Here is a 17,371-nt window from a genome sequence, read left to right as displayed (position 1 = left end):
CCCACGCCTTCCCATCCCGAACAGGACCGTGAAACATCTTAGCGCCGATGATAGTGTGGCATTCGCCATGTGAAAGTAGGACACCGCCAGACGCCCTATACGATAGCGCCGAGTTTATACGACTCGGCGTTTCGCTTCGAGAGAAGCGAATCCAGAATTACGCGACAGCGTTCACGTTTTTTCTGGCGACCATAGCGAGATGGTCCCACGCCTTCCCATCCCGAACAGGACCGTGAAACATCTTAGCGCCGATGATAGTGTGGCATTCGCCATGTGAAAGTAGGACATCGCCAGATTCCAAAAATGAAGCCCCAGGCAATCGCCTGGGGCTTTTTGCGTTTCCACGGCGCGTGCAGTGTGTCATTTTGATGAATGTTTGAGGGCATGGGTTTGCTATTGCCGTTGCAACTGTACTAGTCGGATTTGTCTATTCAAGACAGCATTTGTTTGCTATTGATGTGATTTCAAATAGAGCATTTTGACTGACTACATGGTCTGTAAACGCCATAGCATCCGTGTTTTGAATTGCCGCTTATGACTTTGTAGTCATTTGAGTTGAAAAGGGAATCCGTTGCAGGCCTTGTCCTGCATGAGTTTGATAGCGTTTAAGCGCTAAAGAATATTTTATATTGTCCAACAGTTTTGACGTCTCTTGTATACAATAGACGGCTTACCCGGATGCGAGGCCGGGGCTGCAAACAATATCGGAGAAACCCATGCAATTCGAATCCTTTGCTCATCAGCAGTCCGCTCTGCGCGACGCGATCACAGCCGCTTACCGGCGCGATGAACGCGAATGCGTGCAAGCCTTGCTTGCGCAGGCGGCGATGAGTCCCGAGCAGGTCGCCTCGGTGCAGCAATTGGCGCGCCGACTGGTGACCGAGGTGCGCCGCGAGCGCACCCGTGCCAGCGGCGTGGACGCGCTGATGCACGAGTTCTCGCTGGACAGCAGCGAAGGCATCGCCCTGATGTGCCTGGCGGAGGCGCTGTTGCGCATCCCCGACCGCGAGACGGCAGACAAGCTGATCCGCGACAAGATTTCCCGCGGCGACTGGAAAGCCCACTTGGGCAACAGCGCGTCCTTGTTCGTCAATGCCGCCGCCTGGGGCCTGCTGGTGACCGGCAAGCTGGTTGCCTCGCACAGCGCCTCCGGCCTGTCGGCCGCGATGACCCGCCTGATCGCCAAGGGTGGCGAACCGCTGATCCGCAAGGGCGTGGACATGGCCATGCGCATGCTGGGCAAACAGTTCGTCACCGGCGAAACGATTGAAGAAGCGCTGGCAAACGGCCGCGAACGCGAAGCGCGCGGCTACCGCTTCAGCTATGACATGCTGGGCGAGGCGGCGATGACCGAAGCCGACGCGCAGCGTTATCTGAAAGACTACGTCACAGCCATCCACGCCATAGGCAAGGAATCGAATGGCCGCGGCATTTACGATGGTCCCGGCATCTCGGTCAAGCTGTCCGCCATCCACCCGCGCTACGCTCGTCTGAAGCATGAGCGCATGATGGCTGAACTGCTGCCGCGCTTGAAAGAGCTGTTCCTGTTGGCCAAGCAGTACAATATCGGCCTGAATATCGACGCCGAAGAGGCCGACCGCCTGGAAATCTCCATGGACCTGGTGGAGGCGCTGGCCAACGACGCGGATCTGAGGGGTTTCGAGGGCATAGGCATTGTGGTGCAGGCCTACCAGAAGCGCTGTCCTTTCGTGATCGACTTCCTGATCGATCTGGCCCGCCGCACCGGCCACCGCTTCATGGTGCGCCTGGTCAAAGGCGCCTACTGGGATGCGGAGATCAAGCGCGCCCAGGTGGATGGCCTGCCGGGCTATCCGGTCTATACCCGCAAGGTCTACACCGATGTGTCCTACCTTGCCTGCGCCAAGAAGCTGCTGGCGGCGCAGGACGCCATCTACCCGCAGTTTGCCACCCATAACGCTTACAGTCTGTCGGCCATCTATAACATGTCCACCGGACTGGACTATGAGTTCCAATGCCTGCACGGCATGGGCGAGACCCTGTACGACCAAGTTGTCGGCAAGGACAAGCTGGGCAAGGCCTGCCGCATCTACGCGCCGGTGGGTTCGCACGAGACGCTGCTGGCCTATTTGGTGCGCCGTCTGCTGGAAAACGGCGCCAACTCGTCCTTCGTAAACCGCATCGTCGACGAGGCCGTATCGATTGACGACCTGGTGACTGACCCGGTGGCCGAGGCCGCCGGCCACGCTGGCCAGCCGCACGGCAAGATCGCGCTGCCGGTGGACGTATACGGCAACGGCCGCCGCAATTCCAAGGGGCTGGATCTGTCCAGCGAACACGTGCTGGCCACGCTGCAACTGAGCTTGCAGGCTTCGGAGCAGCAACGCTGGGCAGCCTTTCCCATGCTGGGGGATGGCGATGTGACCGATGGCGAATTGCAGGAAGTGCGCAATCCGGCTCAGCGCGACGATGTGGTGGGCAAGGTGCTGGAAGCCACCGCCGATGACGTGGAGCGCGCGCTGCGCCATTCCGCTGCCTTCGCGGCGGAATGGGCGGCCACGCCGGTGGCCGAACGCGCAGCCTGCCTGAACCGCATGGCGGACCTGATGGAGGCCAATATGGCCGCGCTGATGGGCCTGGCGGTGCGCGAAGCCGGCAAGACGCTGAACAATGCCATCGCCGAAGTGCGCGAGGCGGTGGATTTCTGCCGTTACTACGCGGCGCAGATCGCATCCGAATTCGACAATGCCACGCACAAGCCGCTGGGTCCGGTGGTGTGCATCAGCCCGTGGAACTTTCCGCTGGCTATTTTCATAGGCGAAGTCGTCGCCTCCCTGGCCGCCGGCAACACCGTGCTGGCCAAGCCGGCCGAGCAGACCAGCCTGATCGCCGCCTACGCCGTGCGCCTGCTGCATGAAGCCGGCGTGCCGCGCGCCGCGCTGCAGTTCCTGCCTGGCCGCGGCGAGGTGGTGGGTGCGGCGCTGACCGGCGACGCGCGCATCCAGGGCGTGATCTTCACCGGCTCCACCGAAGTGGCGCAGATCATCAACCGCACCTTGGCCAAGCGCGGCGACGACACCGTGCTGGTGGCGGAAACCGGCGGCATGAACGCGATGATCGTCGACAGCTCGGCGTTGCCGGAGCAAGTAGTGACCGACGTGCTGAGCTCGGCCTTCGACTCCGCCGGCCAGCGCTGCTCGGCGCTGCGCGTGCTGTATCTGCAGAACGACATCGCCGACAAGGTCATCAAGATGATCAAAGGCGCGATGGACGAGCTGACCGTGGGCAACCCGGCCAAGCTCACTACCGACGTCGGCCCCGTGATAGACGCGGAGGCGCAAGCCGGCTTGCTGGCGCATATCGACAAGCTGAAGCATTCGGCGCGCGCCGTGCATCAAACCAAGTTGAGCGCCGATTGCGAGCACGGAACCTATGTGGCGCCGACGCTGTTCGAAATCGACAACCTGTCCGAGCTGAAGCGCGAAGTGTTCGGCCCGGTGCTGCATGTGCTGCGCTTCGCCGCGGCCGATCTGGACAAGGCGGTGGCCGAGATCAATGCCACCGGCTACGGCCTGACCCACGGCATCCACAGCCGCATCGACGAAACCATCGCCGACATCTGCGGCAAGATCAAGGTGGGCAACGTCTATGTGAACCGCAATATCGTCGGCGCGGTGGTGGGTGTGCAGCCCTTCGGCGGCGAAGGCAAGTCCGGCACCGGCCCCAAGGCCGGCGGCCCGTACTATTTGTACCGCCTGAGCCGCGCAGCTTGGCAGCCCAAGCTGGCCGTCGCGCACGCGGCTGTCGATTGGACTGCGCTGGACGCTTTGTCCGCCGCTGCCAAGGGTATGGGCTTGGCGCTGGACGGCGTCATCGCCGCCGCGCGCAAGGAAAGCCCGCTGTCGCATAGCGTGGCCTTGCCTGGCCCGACCGGCGAGAACAATGTCTTGTCCTTCGCCGGCCGCGGCCGCATCGGCTGCGTGGCGGGCGACGCGCAGGCCTTGGCCGAGCAACTGGCCGTGGCCTTCGCCGCCGGCAACCGCGCCGTGCTGCCGGACAGCGAGGCGGGCCGCAAGCTGGCCGCCGCGCTGGGCGGCCATGCGGAGACATCGGTGGATGTTTTGGCGGCCGACGTGTCCGCGGTGTTGTTCGACGGCGCAGGAGCGGAGGAGGCCCGCCGCAAGCTGGCCGCCCGCGACGGCGCGCTGGTGCCGCTGATCGCGCGCGGCGCGCAGGGCTACAATATCCACCGGCTGGTGGTGGAGCGCGCGCTCAGCGTGAACACCACGGCGGCGGGCGGCAACGCCAGCCTGATGAGCATGACAGAATAAGAACTTGCCAGCTTCTGGCCGCATTGAAATAATGCGGCCAGAGTTTTTACTTTAAGAGCAAGTCTGAACCCGGCTACGGCCGATTACATTGACGTTCGAAGTTGAAGCAAGAGAAGAGGAACGAAGAGATGCAAGTATCCAAGCTGTCCACCCTGACTCTGGCGGTCGCCGCCGCCGTCGCCCTGTCCGCCTGCGGCAAGAAGGAAGAAGCCGCGTCCGCCGGCGCCGCGTCCGCTCCGGCCCAGGCTAGCGCTGGCAGTGAGATCAAGATCGGTTTCGCGGCTCCGCTGACTGGCCCGCAATCGCACTATGGCGAGGAATACAAGAACGGCGTGACGCTGGCTATCGAAGACGCCAACGCCGACAAGCCGACCATCGGCGGCAAGCCGGTCACCTTCGTGCTGGACGCGCAGGACGACCAGGCCGATCCGAAAACCGCCACCCAGCTGGCGCAGAAATTCGTGGACGAGAAAGTCGCCGGCATCATCGGCCACTTCAACTCCGGCACCGCCATCCCGGCCTCCAAGATCTACTCCGACGCCGGCATCCCGATGATCGCCATGGCCACCTCGCCGGTGTTCACCGCCCAGGGCTTCAAGAACACCTTCCGCTCTATGACCTCCGACACCCAGCAGGGCGGCGTGATGGGCAAGTTCGCGGTGGAGAAGCTGCACGCGAAGAAGATCGTCATCGTCGACGACCGCACCGCCTACGGCCAGGGCCTGGCCGACGAGTTCGAGAAGTCCGCGCGCGCAGCCGGCGGCGACGTGGTGAAGCGCGAGTTCACCAATGACAAGGCCACCGACTTCACCGCCATCCTGACCTCCATCAAGGGCGCGAACCCGGACGTGGTGTTCTACGGCGGCGCCGACGCGCAGTCCGCGCCCATGGTCAAGCAGATGAAGCGCCTGGGCCTCAAGGCTCCGCTGATCTCCGGCGAAATGACCAAGACCCCGACCTTCCTGCAACTGGCGGGCAAGGAAGCCGACGGCACCATCGCCTCGCTGGCCGGCCTGCCGCTGGAACAGATGCCGGGCGGCAAGGACTACGAAAGCCGTTACAAGGCCCGCTTCAAGACCGACGTAGCCACCTACTCGCCGTACGGCTACGACGCCACCCGCACCCTGATCCAGGCCATGAAGGACGCCAACTCGTCCGATCCCAAGGCCTACCTGCCGGTGCTGGCCAAGATCACCCACCAAGGCGTGACTTCCAGCAATTGGACCTATGACGACAAGGGCGACCTGAAGGACGGCGGCATCACCGTGTACAAGGTCGAAAACGGCCAGTGGAAGGTGATGGAAACCGTAGGCGGCGGCGCTGGCAAGGACGCTTCCGCGGCCAAGTAAGCATTTGGTTTGCAGGACAGGACGGCGCGAAGGATCGCGCCGTTTTTCATGCGCGCGAGAAATGCCAATGTTATTATTTTGATCGTCAAAATCAAGATAGGGGCGCGCCATGAATCGCAATCTGTTGATCGCCGGCGGCTTGAGCCTGCTGGCCAGCCTGCTGCATCTCGCCTGCATTCTCGGCGGGCCGGCTTGGTATCTTTTTTTCGGCGCGCCGCCGGATTTAGCCGCGGCGGCCGGAAGGGGCGAGTGGTGGCCGGCGCTGGCGACGCTGGGCATCGCCGCCGTCTTGGCTATCTGGGCGCTCTATGCCTTCTCCGCCGCGGGCTGGGTGCGCCGCCTGCCTTTGCTGCGGCCCGCGCTGTCGGTCATCACGACCATCTACCTCTTGCGCGGTTTGACGCTGCTGCCAATCTGGCTGTTGCGGCCGGACGCGCTCAATGCCTTCGCCGTCTGGAGTTCGCTGATCTGCCTGGCCTATGGCCTGTTTCACGCGGCGGGCTTGCGTCAGCGCTGGCGGCAACTGGCCTGAGCCGTGATGCCGCGCTACCATTCCACCAGTCATGATTGAATTTTGAGGTGTGGTTTGGAAGCATTGGACAAGACGCCGCCGTCGCCCTGCATCGGCGTGTGCCGGCTCGACGACAGCGGCCAAGTTTGCGTGGGCTGCCGGCGCACGCTGGACGAGATAGCTGGCTGGTCCAGCTATAGCCCCGTGAGGAAAGAAGCGGTGTGGCAGCGGCTGCTGGCTTTGCCCCTGCCTGTTCAGCCCAAAGTGTGCGCAAGCTGCGGCAGCGGCTTTACCTGCGGCGCGGGCGGCGAGCAGGGCGGTTGCTGGTGCATGGACCTGCCGCATGAGTTGCCGGTGCGGGAGACGGATGGAGATTGTCTGTGCCCCAGTTGCCTGCAGAAAAAAAGCATGGGTCGAACAGGGGGCAAATGACAGACCAGGCGCTGCGCGTCATATCCGGATGGACTGACCCGCGGACTCGCAGATGCCGGCTGGCCGGCGAACTGAAAGGGAGGCGTATGCAAGAGCGGGAAGTGGTGAGCTATGGCGTAGAAGGCGGCATCGCTATGCTGGAGTTGCGTCGGCCGGATTGTCTGAATGCGATGAACCCCGCTTTGCTGGGCCAGTTGCTGGCCGCGCTGGAGCGAGCGGAGCGGGACGAGGCGGCGGGAGCGGTGATGCTGACAGGGCAGGGCCGCGCGTTTTCCGCCGGAGCGGATATCGGCTATTTAAGCCGCGCATCGGCCGCCGAGGTGCGAGAGCTGGCCCGGCTGGCGGTGGCGGTGACTGGGAGGATAGAGACGCTGGGCAAGCCGGTGCTGGCGGCGATCCATGGCGACGCGCTGGGCGGGGGATTGGAAATCGCCGAGGCCTGCATGCTGCGGTTGGCCGCGCCGCAAGCCCGTTTCGGCCATCCAGAAGTGAAAATCGGCGCGGTGGCAGGTTTCGGCGGCACCACGCGGCTGCCCAGGCTGATAGGCAAGGGCAGAGCGGCGGAAATGCTGCTGACCGGGCGTTTGATCGACGCGGAAGAAGCCTGCCGATTGGGGCTGGTCAACCGGGTGGTGGCGGCGGACCGTCTAATCGCCGAATCCGAGGCGCTGCTGCGCGAAATCATGGCCCAGTCGCCCTTGGCCGTGCGCTTGAGTTGGGAAGCCATTCACCGGGGCTTGTCCATGAGCGAGGACGAGTCGGCGCGGCTGGGGGCCGACTACTTTGGCCTGGTTGCGCAAAGCGAGGATTTTCGCATCGGCACACAGGCTTTTCTGGACAAGCGGCAGCCTGAGTTCAAGGGACGGTGAGGGGAGGCCGGCATGAAAGCGCGCATCACTTTGCTGACGCTGGGCGTGGATGATTTGGCGCGCGCGGTGTGTTTTTACCGCGATGGCCTGGGGCTGAAGACCGAAGGCATCGTGGGCCGCGAATTCGAATACGGCGCCGTGGCGTTTTTCGAGCTGGAGGGCGGGCTGAAGCTGGCCTTGTACCCGCGCGCCAGCCTGGCGCAGGATGCCGGCCTCTCTTTGCAGCCGCGCAGCGCCGCCGAGTTGTCGATAGGCCACAACGTGGCCACTCGCGCGGCAGTGGACGAAACGATGGTCCAGGCCGAGCGGGCCGGCGCGGCCATCGTCAAGCCGGCCCAGGATACCTTCTGGGGCGGCTACGCCGGTTATTTCCAAGACCCAGACGGCCACTTGTGGGAAGTGGCCTGGAATCCTCACTGGCCGCTGCCGGCAGCCTGAGCGGGCCGCGCCGGGAGGCGCGGCGTCCGCCGATTTACTTGTCCCAAATATTGCCCAGCGTCCCGATGGCGGTTTCCATTTGCGTGGCCATCTTGGCGTGGTCGGCCAGGTTGGGGTGCCAGTTGCAGCCGGTCAGCTCGATATTCTGCCAGTCCACATAGGCCACCGTCGTCCCTTTTTGCCTTTCCTCATCCACCACCTGGCTGACCAGCGGACGCATCCGGTCGGCCGGCCACAGAAAAGTCCCTGCCAGCAGGAACGCCGGGTTGTCGTAGCGCTGTTTCAATTCCGTGATCAGGCCGTGATAGGCCTTGAGATAATCCGCGGCCAATTGCGCCTGGCTGTGGCCTTCGTTGGGACCGACATCGGTGCCGAAGTCATTGATGCCCAGCGCGATCACCACGAGTTGCGGTTGCCAGCCGTAGCGATGGTCGGCGTTATTGCCGGGCGCGGTTTGCGGCAAGTTTTGCAGGAGGCGAGGATGGTAGCTGCGGTAATCCACCTGCGGCATATTGCCGCCCCAGTTGCGCACCATGCCCATGCCGGACATGCCGTTGTTTTGTATTTGCGCGCCGTAGAATGTGCCGAGGTAGGCGGCGAAGCTCTGGCTGGCGTCGCTGCGCTCGACGATTTGCTGGTCGGTGCAATCGCGGGTGTCGGACAGATTGCCGTAGGCCACGGTCCAGGAGTCGCCGATGAACTCTATCTGGCGGCGCGATTTGGGCGGCAGCGCCAGCGCGCGGCCCTCGCGCAGCGAGAATCCCTGGAACAGGCCGGGATTGTCCGGCGACTGGGTCAGCTTGAACAAGCGCACAATGTGCGGCTTGCGGTCCGGTAGATCTTGCCAGATGGTGCGCGCGCCGGCGGCGGGGCTGATCTTCTGCGCGGCCTTGCCGTCTATTTCCAGCGAATAGTCATTGACCGCGTCGTCAAGCGCGACGCCCACCGCCTGGGCGGCGACGCGGATGCTCCAGTTGACGCCGGGCCAGGTGGCTTGCCAGCCGTCGGCATGGCGCACCTGCCGTCCTTCGGTCTGCACGGCCCAGCGCGGCGCCGGCGCGTCGGCCTGAGCCATAGCGGCAAGCGAAAGCAAGCATAGGGCGGTCAGTTCTTTTGCATATTTCATGCATCTCTCCTTTTTAAAATGCTATTGAATTATTGTTTGGGATTACATAAATTCAATGGACATTTTCATGAAGGCGCGATCGATTGTATGCAAGTGGCCTGAGGCTTGGCTCGGGACGAGAAGTCAGTCCTGGCGCGGCCAGCCGTCTTCGAACACCAGATCGGCCAGCCGTTGTCGGCTGGCCCAGTTTTCCTGCTCCAGCATGGGCTTTTCGTAAAACGCCTCGACATGGCCTATGCACAGTATCGCCACCGGCCGCGCGCCGGCCGGCATGGCCAGCAGGGCGGCGAGCTTGTCCGGGTCGAAGATGGATACCCAGCCCAAGCCCAGGCCCTCGGCGCGCGCGGCCAGCCACATGTTCTGGATGGCGCAGGCCACCGAAGCCAGGTCCATCTCCGGCAGCGTGCGGCGGCCGAACACGTGGCGCTCGCGGCCGTCCATCAGCGCCGCCACCAGCACTTCGCCGCAATCGAGCACGCCTTCCACTTTCAGCTTCATGAACGCGTCCTCGCGTTCGCCCAGCGCGCGGGCGGTCTGCACGCGCTCTTCCTCCACCAGCGCGTGAAGTTGTTGGCGCAGCTCGGCGTTGCGGATGCGGATGAAGCGCCAGGGTTGCATGAAGCCGACGCTGGGCGCGAAGTGGGCGGCTTCCAGCAGCCGTTGCAGGATTTCGGGATCGACCGGATCTGGCTTGAAGTGGCGCATGTCGCGGCGTTCGCGGATGGCGCGGTAGACGGCGTCTATGTCGGCTTGCGGATATCGGTTCATGGCAGGAACAGGCTCGCGGTGGCTAAGGGGTTGGAGGGGAAGTAGGCGTGGAAATAGCTGGCCAGCAGGCTGCCCTGTCGGTATAGCGCTTCGCCCATGCCCGCGCCGCTGGCCCTGCGGGCATGGCAAGCGGGGGCGAGCGGCGTTTCCAGCCGGGTGTAGTGGAAAGTGTGGCCGCGCAGCGCGCCGCCGGGAAAGTCCATTTGCTGCAGGCCCAACCCGCACAGCCGCGCTTGCAGCGTGGCGTGGCCGGGTAGCAGCCCCAGCATTGCCGCGCTGCCGCCCTCGCGGTTGGTCAGCCTGTCCAGCAGGTAGAGCATGCCGCCGCACTCGGCGTACAGCGGTTTGTCGGCCGCGGTGTGCTTATGCAGATCCGCCTTGAGCGACGTATTGGCGGCCAGCGCGTCCAGATGCAGTTCCGGGTAGCCGCCGGGCAGGTAGACGGCGTCGCAATCGGGCAGCGCGGCGTCGGCTAGCGGCGAGAAGAAGGCCAGCTCCGCGCCCAGTTGGACCAGCGTTTCGAGGTTTGCCGGATAGACGAAGGCGAAGGCCGTGTCGCGGGCGATGGCGATGCGCTTGCCTGCTAGCAGCGGCGGCATGGCAGGAGGAGCAAAGTCGGGAAACTCGACCTCCAGCGGCAGTTCGGCCAGCGCGGTGGCCGCGATCTGCGCCGCGGCGCGGTCGAGGCGGGCGTCCAGATCGGCGATTTCCTGCGCCTGCACCAGGCCCAGATGGCGTTCCGGCAACCGAACCGCCTCGTCGCGGCGCAGCGCGGCCAACAGCGGCAGGTGCTCAGGCAGTTGCTGGGCCAGCATCTCGGCGTGGCGCTCGCTGGCGACGTGGTTGGCGATGATGCCGTGGAAGGCCAGGCCGGGGCGGAAGCCGGTCAGGCCATGGGCGACGGCGGCGAAGGTCTGCGCCATGCCGGCGGCGTCTATCACCGCCGCCAGCGGCACGCCGAGCAGGGCGGCCAGGTCGGCGCTGCTGGGCGTGCCGTCGAACAGGCCCATGCTGCCCTCGATCAGGATCAGGTCGGCGTCGGCAGCGGCCTGATGCAGCCGGGCGCGGCAGTCGTCCTCGCCGTTCATCCAAAGGTCCAGGCCGTAGACGGCGTGGCCGCTGGCCCGCTCGAGAATATAGGGATCGAGGAAGTCCGGCCCGGTCTTGAACACCCGCACCCGGCGGCCTTGATTGCGGTGATGGCGGGCCAGCGCCGCCGTCACCGTGGTCTTGCCCTGGTGCGAGGCGGGGGCGGTCAGGAACAGCGCCGGACAGCGGCGGGCCGTCATCAGAATTCCACTCCGCGCTGCGCCTTGATGCCCTGCTCGCGGTAGGGGTGCTTGACCAGCCGCATCTCGGTGACCAGGTCGGCGGCCTCCAGCAAGGCTTCCGGCGCGTGGCGGCCGGTGACCACCACGTGCTGCATCGCCGGGCGGGCTGAGAAGGCGGCCAGCACTTCGTCCAGCGGCAGGTATTCGTACTTCAGCACCACGTTCAATTCGTCGAGGATCACCATGTCGTAATCGTCGCTTCCCAGCATCGCCAGCGCCTGTTCCCAGCCCTTGCGCGCGGTGGCGATGTCGGCTTCGCGGTCCTGGGTGTTCCAGGTATAGCCTTCGCCCATGGTGTGGAAGTCGCAGTTGTCGAAGCCGCCCAGCAGGTCGCGCTCGGCGGTGTGCAGCGCGCCCTTGATGAACTGCACCACGCCCAGGCGCATGCCGTGGCCGACAGCCCGCAGCCCCATGCCGAAGGCGGCGCTGCTCTTGCCCTTGCCGGTGCCGGTGTTGACGATGAGCAGGCCTTTTTCGCCGGTGGCGGCGGCCTTTTTCTTCTCGAAGCCCGCCTTGCGCTTCTCGGTCATGCGCTGGTGGGAGGCCGGATCGGTTTTCATAATGTCGTCCTTGTGTGGGCCGGCGCCGTCAGCGGCGCAGCAGCCAGATGAAGAAGGCGCCGCCGACGGCGGCGGTGCCGACGCCGACCGGGATGTCTTCCGGCGCGATCAGCGTGCGCGCAGCGGCGTCCACCCAGATCAGGAACAGCGCGCCCAACAGCGCGCAGGCCGGCAGCAGGCGGCGGTGGTCGGCGCCGACGCAGCGGCGGGCGATGTGCGGAATCATCAGGCCGACGAAGCCGATCGCCCCGCTGACAGCGACCATGGTGCCGGTCAGCAGCGAGGAGGCGGCGAACACCGCCAGCCGCAGCCGGGTCACGCGTATGCCCAGCGTGACGGCGGTCTGCTCGCCGGCCATCAGCGCGTTCAGCGGCCTGGCTACCATCAGCAGCGCGGCCAGGCCCAGGCATAGCGCAGCCAGCGGCGCCGGCAGCAGCTCCCAGCGCGCCTGGCCCAGACCGCCCAGCATCCAGAACAGCACCGCCGAGGCCGAGCGGTGGTCGCCCAGATACAGCATCAGATTGGCCAGCGCCATCAGCAGGAAGGACACGGCCACGCCGGCCAGCAGCAGCCGCTCGGCTTGCAAGCGGCGCTGGCGCACGGCGATGCCGGTGACCAGCAGGGTCGCCAGCAAGGCGCCGGTGAAGGCGGCCAGCGGCAACGTGGCGCCGCCCAGCACATTGCCGCTGAACAGCAGCACCGTCACCGCGCCCAGCGTGGCGCCGGAGCTGACGCCCAGCAGGTGCGGATCGGCCAGCTGGTTGCGGGTGGTGGCTTGCAAGGCCGCGCCCACCAGCGCCAGACCGGCGCCGACCATGCCGCCCAGCAGCACGCGCGGCAGCCGCAGCTGCCAGATGATCAAGTCCTGGCCCGGCTGCCAGGCCGGTTCCACCGGCAGGCCCAGCTGGTGCAGCAGCACATTGGAGCTGACGGAGAAGGCCGCCGGCGCCGCGCCCAGGCCGGAAGCCAGCGGCAGCGACAGCGCGAGCAGGGCCAGCAAGAGGCCCAGCAAAGGCCAGGCCGATAGACGGTTGGCTGCGGCGCGGATCACTTGGCGAAGGCCTCCGGGTGCAGGCCGCGCGCCAGCGCGCCTATCGCGTCGGCATTGGCGATGCCGGGCGTCGCGCTGTCATAGGGCAGCACGATGAAGCGCTTGTCGCGCACCGCCGCGATCTTGTTCAGCGCCGGGTGTTTCTGCAGGAAGGCGATCTTCTGCTGCGCGGTGACCTTGCCGTAGTCAATGATCACGATGGCTTGCGGATTGCGCGCCACCACGGTTTCCCAGTCGACGCGGGTCCAGCTGGCGTTGACGTCGGAGAGGATATTGCGGCCGCCGGCGGCGCGGATCAGCGCGTCGGGCATCGCCAGCCGGCCGGCGCTGAAGGGGCGGTCCTCGCCGCTGTCGTAGACGAAGACCGACGGCGTGGCCTTGCGCTTGGCGACGCGGGCGGCGACGCCGTCCACCTTGGCGCGCATCTCGGCCACCACTTTCTGCGCGCGCGGCTCCACGTCGAAGATGCGGCCGAGGTTGCCGATGTCGCGGTAGACGTCGTCCAGGCTGGCCGCCGGACGCTTCATCACGTGGGCGCACGATTCGCTGAGCTCGTAGACATGGATGCCCAAGGGCGCCAGCGAGGCCGGCGTGACCGGGCCGCCGACGCGCAGGCCGTAGTTCCAGCCGGCGAAGAAGAAGTCGGCGTTGCGGGCCAGCAAGACCTCGGACGACGGGTAATCGCCGGCCAGCTCCGGCAGCGCGCCCAGCGCCTGCTTCAGCGGCGCGTTCAGCTTGTTCCAGGCGCTGATGCCGGTGTAGCCGACCATGCGGCTTTGCAGGCCCAGCGCCGCCATCATCTCGGTCAGATTGATGTCGTGGCTGACCGCGCGTTGCGGCGCATGCTGGAAAGTCACCTGGCGGTTGCAGCTTTGGAGGGTGAACGGGTAGCGGGTGGCGTGGACTTGGGCGGACAGCAGCGCGGCCAGGCCGCAGGCGATGAGCGAGGGGCGGATGCGTTTCATTGGATTTCTTCTTCTAATAGGGTAATGCGGGGGTGGCCGGCCAGCGGGTGGCGATCCACCAGCGCGCGCACGCCGAACACTTCGGCCAGCAAGGACGGCGTCAGCACCGCTTCCGGCGCGCCGCTGGCGACGACGCGGCCGGCCTTCAGCGCGTACAGCCGGTGGCAGAAGGCGGCGGCCAGGTTCAGATCGTGCAGCGTGGCGATGGCGGCGATGCCCAGCCGGCGCACCAAGCGCAGCAGCGACAATTGGTGGCGCAGGTCCAGGTGATTGGTCGGCTCGTCCAGGATCAGCAGCTCTGGCTTCTGAGCCAGCGCCCGCGCCAGCAGCGCGCGCTGCTTCTCGCCGCCGGACAGCGTGGCGAAAGGCTGGTGTTGCTGCGACGTCAGGCCCACCTGGTCCAGCGCGTCGTCGACGATGGCATGATCGGCGGCGCTGCCGCCGCGCAGCAGCGACTGGTGCGGAATGCGGCCCATGTCGGCCACTTCGCGCACGGTCAGGCCGAAGTCCTCCGGGAATTCCTGCAGCACCACCGCGACGCGGCGGGCGAAGGAGGCGGCGGATTGGCCCCAGATGTCGGCGCCGTCGAGTTTGGCTTCGCCGGCCAGCGGCTTGTTGAAGCGGAAGGCGCAACGCAGCGTGCTGGTCTTGCCGCTGCCGTTGGGGCCGATGACGCCGACGAATTCGCCGGGCCGGACGGTCAGCGCGATGTCGCGCAGCAGCCTCGCCTCAGGCGCTGTCGCGGCGTCCGGTGACCAGTCCAGGCCGCATAGTTCCAATGCGCTCACCGCCTAGCTCCAATGCGCGCCGGTGATGTCGCGCAGCAAGGCCACCACGCGCGGGCGGCTGGGGTGGTAGCCGATGAACACCAACTGCGCCTGACGCGGCGCGGCCAGCGCCTGGTCGCGGCTCAACTCGATGCGCTTGCGCACGCCCTGGGCCAGCAGCCGGCCGGGGCCGTCGGCGCAGGCGGCGAAGCCCTTGATCCTGAGCAGCGGCTCCTCGCGGGCGATGGCCTCCAGCGCCGCCGCCAGCTTGTCGGCATGCTGCGCCTCCTTGCTGCGTATCATGAACGATTGCCAGCCCGGGTCCTGCTCGTGGAAATGCTTGTGGGTGGACAGGCCGTGGCTGTGCGCGGCCTGGCCGCCGTGGCTGTGGCCGTCCAGCAGCCCCTGGTTGGCCAGCGGCCGCATCGCGAGCCCGGGCATGCTGGCCACCGGGCCGTAATGGCGGTGCGCGGCCGGCGCGGCCTCGTGCAGATGCAGGCCCAGCGTCAGCCGGGTGTCCAGCTTGGCTTGATAGGCCAGTTCGATGAAGCGGATCGACGGCGCTTGCCGGCGAACGGCTTCCTCAGCCGCCAGCAGCTGGTCGGCGGACAGCGCGTCTATCTTGTTCAGCACCACGATGTCGGCGTGGCCCAGCTGCTGGTCGAACAGCTCCGCCACCGCGTCGGCCTTGCCGCCGTCTCCGGCCGGCGCGAAGTGGCCGGCCAGCAGCAGCGGGGTGTCGACCACCGCCAGCGTCGCGTCCAGCACGAAATAAGGCGCCAGCGCCTCGCTTTGCAGCTGGGCCATCACCGCGCTGGGCAGCGCCAGGCCCGAGGTTTCGATCAGCACGTGGTCGATCTGCTGGCGGCGTTGCCACAGCGCCAGCATGGTGGGCAGGAAGTCGGCGTCGTCGTCGTAGGCGACCAGGCCGTTGGCCAAGTCGTGGATTTCCACGCCGCCGGCATCAGCGTCGCGCAGCAGGCCGCCGTCTATCGACACCTCGCCGAACTCGTTGACCAGGATGGCCAGCCGGCGTTGCTTGTTGTTTTCCAGCAGCTTGGACAGCAAGGTGGTCTTGCCGGCGCCGAGGAAGCCGGTCAGCACGGTGACGGGAAGGCGCGGCGCGCTCATGCCTGGCCTCCCTGCGGCAGGGCCGCCAGCACGGAAGCGAAGTCGCCAAAGGCTTGCGGGTAATCCAGCCGCGGACGATCGATGACGATGAACGGTATGCCCAGCGCCGCCGCGGCGGCGGCCTTGGCGTCGAAGCCGCCGGCCTCGCCGCCGTCCTTGCTGATCACGCAGTCGATTCCCCAATCGCGCCACAGCGCCTCGTTGGCGGCTTGCGAGAACGGGCCTTGCATTGCGCAGACGCGCGCGCGCGGGAGACCTAAGTCCAGTGCCCGCTGCAAATGCTGCGGGTCAGGCGCCAGCCGCACGAACCATTGATGCTTTTGCTCCGCGTCGGCGGCGAGGAAGCGGTGCAGCTCCTTGCTGCCGGTGGCGAGGAAGATGCGCTGGCCGCGAGCCATCGCCAGCCTGGCGGCCGTGTCCGCGTCGGCGCAATGGATGACCGGATGCGCGCTTGCGCTTGCCGGCCGTTCGTAGCGCAGATAGGGCAGGGCCAGCTCCTCGGCCAGCGCCATCAGCTGCTGCGACATCTCGCTGGCGTAAGGGTGGGTGGCGTCGACGATGGCGCTGGCCTGGCTGCCGGAGAGCAGCTCGCGGCGGCGCTCAACGCCGAGACGGCCGCTGACGGTGGCCACGCCGGGCACGGCTTGCTGCGCTTGCTCGTTGCCGTAATCGCTGGCGCTGCTGACCACCACCGCGCGGCCGGTTTCGGCGATGGCGCGCGACAGCGCGTTGCCGTCGCTGGTGCCGGAAAACACCCAGGCGGCGCCGGCGGGCAGCGCGTCGGCCTTCACCGTATCGCTGGTGTTGTCCCAGTTGAAGTAGCCGCGCGGGGTGAACATCCACTCGCGCTTGCGGCGGGTGAAGCGGTTGCCGATGACGATGCTGGTCAGCATGTCGAAGCGGCGGGTGCGCAGCTCGGCCAGGGTGACGATCTCCACCGCCTGGTCTTCGCGGTAGGCGTTGCGGACGATGCCGCACAGCGTCTCCGGCTTCTTGTGCTCCAGCATGATGTCCAGGATGCGGTAGACGCCTTCCTGGCGCTGGCGGCTTTGCACGTTGTAGAACACCACCGCCAGGTCGGCCTGGGCGATGTGGCGGGCGCGGGTTTCGATCCACTCCCACGGGCATAGCAGGTCCGACAGGCTGAGCGTGGCGAAGTCGTGCGATAGCGGCGCGCCGAGCAAGGACGCGCAGGAGTTGGCCGAGGTGATGCCGGGGATCAGCTGCACATCGAACACATCGTCCTCGCGCATGTCTTCGTAGGCCAGCGTGGCCATCGCGTAGACGCCGATGTCGCCGCTGGACAGCAGGGCCACGGTCTTGCCGGCGCGGGCTTCCTCCAGCGCCAGCTGCGCGCGCTCGCGCTCCTGGGTCAGCGGCAAGGTGCGGATGTCCTTGCCGGCTATCCACGGTTGCACCCAGGTCAGATAGAGGTCGTAGGACACGATCACGTCGCTCGCGGCCAGCGCCTGACGGGCGAGGTCGGGGATCAGTTCGGCGCGGCCGGGGCCGACCGAGACGAGGTAGAGTTTGCCGGTCATGGGTTCATTCGTATTCATGGATGATGGTTATGCAATGTCGGGTGTTGGTTTGCAGATGGTTTCTGCAAAGCTGGATAGGTGTGCGATGCGCCCCGCGTGGGAAAATCCCCGTATGCCCACCCAAGGGGTAGACGTGGTATGGGGTTTGCCGCCGCGTACTCGGTGGAACGCCCCTTTGGGGCTTCCGCCTTACCGCAGTGTCCATGTTGGAGCCCCTCTCCC

At 66.2% G+C, this 17,371-nt stretch carries 15 protein-coding genes and 2 rRNA genes; 8 read left to right on the top strand and 9 right to left on the bottom strand.

Annotation, left to right across the window (positions count from 1 at the left end):
• From rrf (C2I19_RS22980) to C2I19_RS13580, 8 genes are all read left to right on the top strand, one after another.
• Window positions 1-92 (top strand): 5S ribosomal RNA (gene rrf, locus C2I19_RS22980); the annotation flags it as partial.
• 89 nt (window positions 93-181) lie between these two features.
• Window positions 182-296 (top strand): 5S ribosomal RNA (gene rrf, locus C2I19_RS13610).
• 420 nt (window positions 297-716) lie between these two features.
• Window positions 717-4,310, top strand: a complete 3,594-nt coding sequence (gene putA / locus C2I19_RS13605) for a trifunctional transcriptional regulator/proline dehydrogenase/L-glutamate gamma-semialdehyde dehydrogenase (protein WP_103903230.1) — start codon at window positions 717-719, stop codon at window positions 4,308-4,310.
• A gap of 128 nt (window positions 4,311-4,438) precedes the next feature.
• Complete coding sequence (locus C2I19_RS13600) at window positions 4,439-5,659, top strand: branched-chain amino acid ABC transporter substrate-binding protein (protein ID WP_103903229.1); 1,221 nt, start codon at window positions 4,439-4,441, stop codon at window positions 5,657-5,659.
• Window positions 5,660-5,768: 109 nt separating this feature from the next.
• On the top strand, window positions 5,769-6,191 hold the full coding sequence (locus C2I19_RS13595; RefSeq protein WP_103903228.1) for a hypothetical protein: 423 nt from the start codon (window positions 5,769-5,771) through the stop codon (window positions 6,189-6,191).
• A gap of 54 nt (window positions 6,192-6,245) precedes the next feature.
• Complete coding sequence (locus C2I19_RS13590; RefSeq protein ID WP_233201192.1) at window positions 6,246-6,602, top strand: cysteine-rich CWC family protein; 357 nt, start codon at window positions 6,246-6,248, stop codon at window positions 6,600-6,602.
• Window positions 6,603-6,688: 86 nt separating this feature from the next.
• Window positions 6,689-7,471 carry an enoyl-CoA hydratase/isomerase family protein gene (locus C2I19_RS13585; RefSeq protein WP_103903227.1) on the top strand — a complete coding sequence of 261 codons (783 nt, stop codon included), beginning with the start codon at window positions 6,689-6,691 and terminating at the stop codon, window positions 7,469-7,471.
• A 12-nt stretch (window positions 7,472-7,483) separates the two neighbouring features.
• Window positions 7,484-7,909, top strand: a complete 426-nt coding sequence (locus C2I19_RS13580) for a VOC family protein (RefSeq protein WP_103903226.1) — start codon at window positions 7,484-7,486, stop codon at window positions 7,907-7,909.
• A 34-nt stretch (window positions 7,910-7,943) separates the two neighbouring features.
• Here C2I19_RS13580 and C2I19_RS13575 read toward each other — a convergent pair whose 3' ends face one another.
• From C2I19_RS13575 to cobJ, 9 genes are all read right to left on the bottom strand, one after another.
• Complete coding sequence (locus C2I19_RS13575) at window positions 7,944-9,035, bottom strand: SGNH/GDSL hydrolase family protein (RefSeq protein WP_103903225.1); 1,092 nt, start codon at window positions 9,033-9,035, stop codon at window positions 7,944-7,946.
• Window positions 9,036-9,158: 123 nt separating this feature from the next.
• Window positions 9,159-9,803 carry a 5,6-dimethylbenzimidazole synthase gene (gene bluB, locus C2I19_RS13570; RefSeq protein WP_103903224.1) on the bottom strand — a complete coding sequence of 215 codons (645 nt, stop codon included), beginning with the start codon at window positions 9,801-9,803 and terminating at the stop codon, window positions 9,159-9,161.
• A complete protein-coding gene (locus C2I19_RS13565) occupies window positions 9,800-11,092 on the bottom strand; it encodes a cobyrinic acid a,c-diamide synthase CobB (protein ID WP_103903223.1) in 1,293 nt (430 codons plus the stop codon). The genes bluB and C2I19_RS13565 overlap by 4 nt, the downstream gene beginning before the upstream one ends.
• Window positions 11,092-11,694 (bottom strand): cob(I)yrinic acid a,c-diamide adenosyltransferase, encoded by a 603-nt coding sequence (gene cobO, locus C2I19_RS13560; protein WP_103903222.1) that lies wholly within the window; start codon window positions 11,692-11,694, stop codon window positions 11,092-11,094. The genes C2I19_RS13565 and cobO overlap by 1 nt, the downstream gene beginning before the upstream one ends.
• A 28-nt stretch (window positions 11,695-11,722) precedes the next feature.
• Window positions 11,723-12,745, bottom strand: a complete 1,023-nt coding sequence (locus C2I19_RS13555; protein ID WP_233201191.1) for a FecCD family ABC transporter permease — start codon at window positions 12,743-12,745, stop codon at window positions 11,723-11,725.
• The gene (locus C2I19_RS13550; RefSeq protein ID WP_103903221.1) at window positions 12,742-13,710 is read right to left on the bottom strand and encodes an ABC transporter substrate-binding protein; all 969 of its coding nucleotides are present in this window, start codon (window positions 13,708-13,710) and stop codon (window positions 12,742-12,744) included. The genes C2I19_RS13555 and C2I19_RS13550 overlap by 4 nt, the downstream gene beginning before the upstream one ends.
• On the bottom strand, window positions 13,707-14,498 hold the full coding sequence (locus tag C2I19_RS13545; RefSeq protein WP_233201190.1) for an ABC transporter ATP-binding protein: 792 nt from the start codon (window positions 14,496-14,498) through the stop codon (window positions 13,707-13,709). The genes C2I19_RS13550 and C2I19_RS13545 overlap by 4 nt, the downstream gene beginning before the upstream one ends.
• A 3-nt stretch (window positions 14,499-14,501) precedes the next feature.
• Window positions 14,502-15,608 (bottom strand): CobW family GTP-binding protein, encoded by a 1,107-nt coding sequence (locus C2I19_RS13540; RefSeq protein WP_103903220.1) that lies wholly within the window; start codon window positions 15,606-15,608, stop codon window positions 14,502-14,504.
• A complete protein-coding gene (gene cobJ, locus C2I19_RS13535; RefSeq protein WP_103903219.1) occupies window positions 15,605-17,149 on the bottom strand; it encodes a precorrin-3B C(17)-methyltransferase in 1,545 nt (514 codons plus the stop codon). Before cobJ ends, C2I19_RS13540 begins: the two co-directional genes overlap by 4 nt.
• Between the last annotated feature and the right edge of the window lie 222 nt (window positions 17,150-17,371).

The organism is Chromobacterium alticapitis, assembly GCF_002924365.1.
Lineage (GTDB): Bacteria > Pseudomonadota > Gammaproteobacteria > Burkholderiales > Chromobacteriaceae > Chromobacterium > Chromobacterium alticapitis.
This window is presented reverse-complemented; position numbering and strand designations above follow the sequence as displayed.

What these genes read in the sequence shown, in the direction of transcription:
- putA (WP_103903230.1), top strand. Translation starts at nt 717, where the DNA reads ATGCAATTCGAATCCTTTGCTCATCAGCAGTCCGCTCTGCGCGACGCG.
- C2I19_RS13600 (WP_103903229.1), top strand. Translation starts at nt 4,439, where the DNA reads ATGCAAGTATCCAAGCTGTCCACCCTGACTCTGGCGGTCGCCGCCGCC.
- C2I19_RS13595 (WP_103903228.1), top strand. Translation starts at nt 5,769, where the DNA reads ATGAATCGCAATCTGTTGATCGCCGGCGGCTTGAGCCTGCTGGCCAGC.
- C2I19_RS13585 (WP_103903227.1), top strand. Translation starts at nt 6,689, where the DNA reads ATGCAAGAGCGGGAAGTGGTGAGCTATGGCGTAGAAGGCGGCATCGCT.
- C2I19_RS13580 (WP_103903226.1), top strand. Translation starts at nt 7,484, where the DNA reads ATGAAAGCGCGCATCACTTTGCTGACGCTGGGCGTGGATGATTTGGCG.
- C2I19_RS13575 (WP_103903225.1), bottom strand. Translation starts at nt 9,035, where the DNA reads ATGAAATATGCAAAAGAACTGACCGCCCTATGCTTGCTTTCGCTTGCC.
- bluB (WP_103903224.1), bottom strand. Translation starts at nt 9,803, where the DNA reads ATGAACCGATATCCGCAAGCCGACATAGACGCCGTCTACCGCGCCATC.
- C2I19_RS13565 (WP_103903223.1), bottom strand. Translation starts at nt 11,092, where the DNA reads ATGACGGCCCGCCGCTGTCCGGCGCTGTTCCTGACCGCCCCCGCCTCG.
- cobO (WP_103903222.1), bottom strand. Translation starts at nt 11,694, where the DNA reads ATGAAAACCGATCCGGCCTCCCACCAGCGCATGACCGAGAAGCGCAAG.
- C2I19_RS13550 (WP_103903221.1), bottom strand. Translation starts at nt 13,710, where the DNA reads ATGAAACGCATCCGCCCCTCGCTCATCGCCTGCGGCCTGGCCGCGCTG.
- C2I19_RS13540 (WP_103903220.1), bottom strand. Translation starts at nt 15,608, where the DNA reads ATGAGCGCGCCGCGCCTTCCCGTCACCGTGCTGACCGGCTTCCTCGGC.
- cobJ (WP_103903219.1), bottom strand. Translation starts at nt 17,149, where the DNA reads ATGACCGGCAAACTCTACCTCGTCTCGGTCGGCCCCGGCCGCGCCGAA.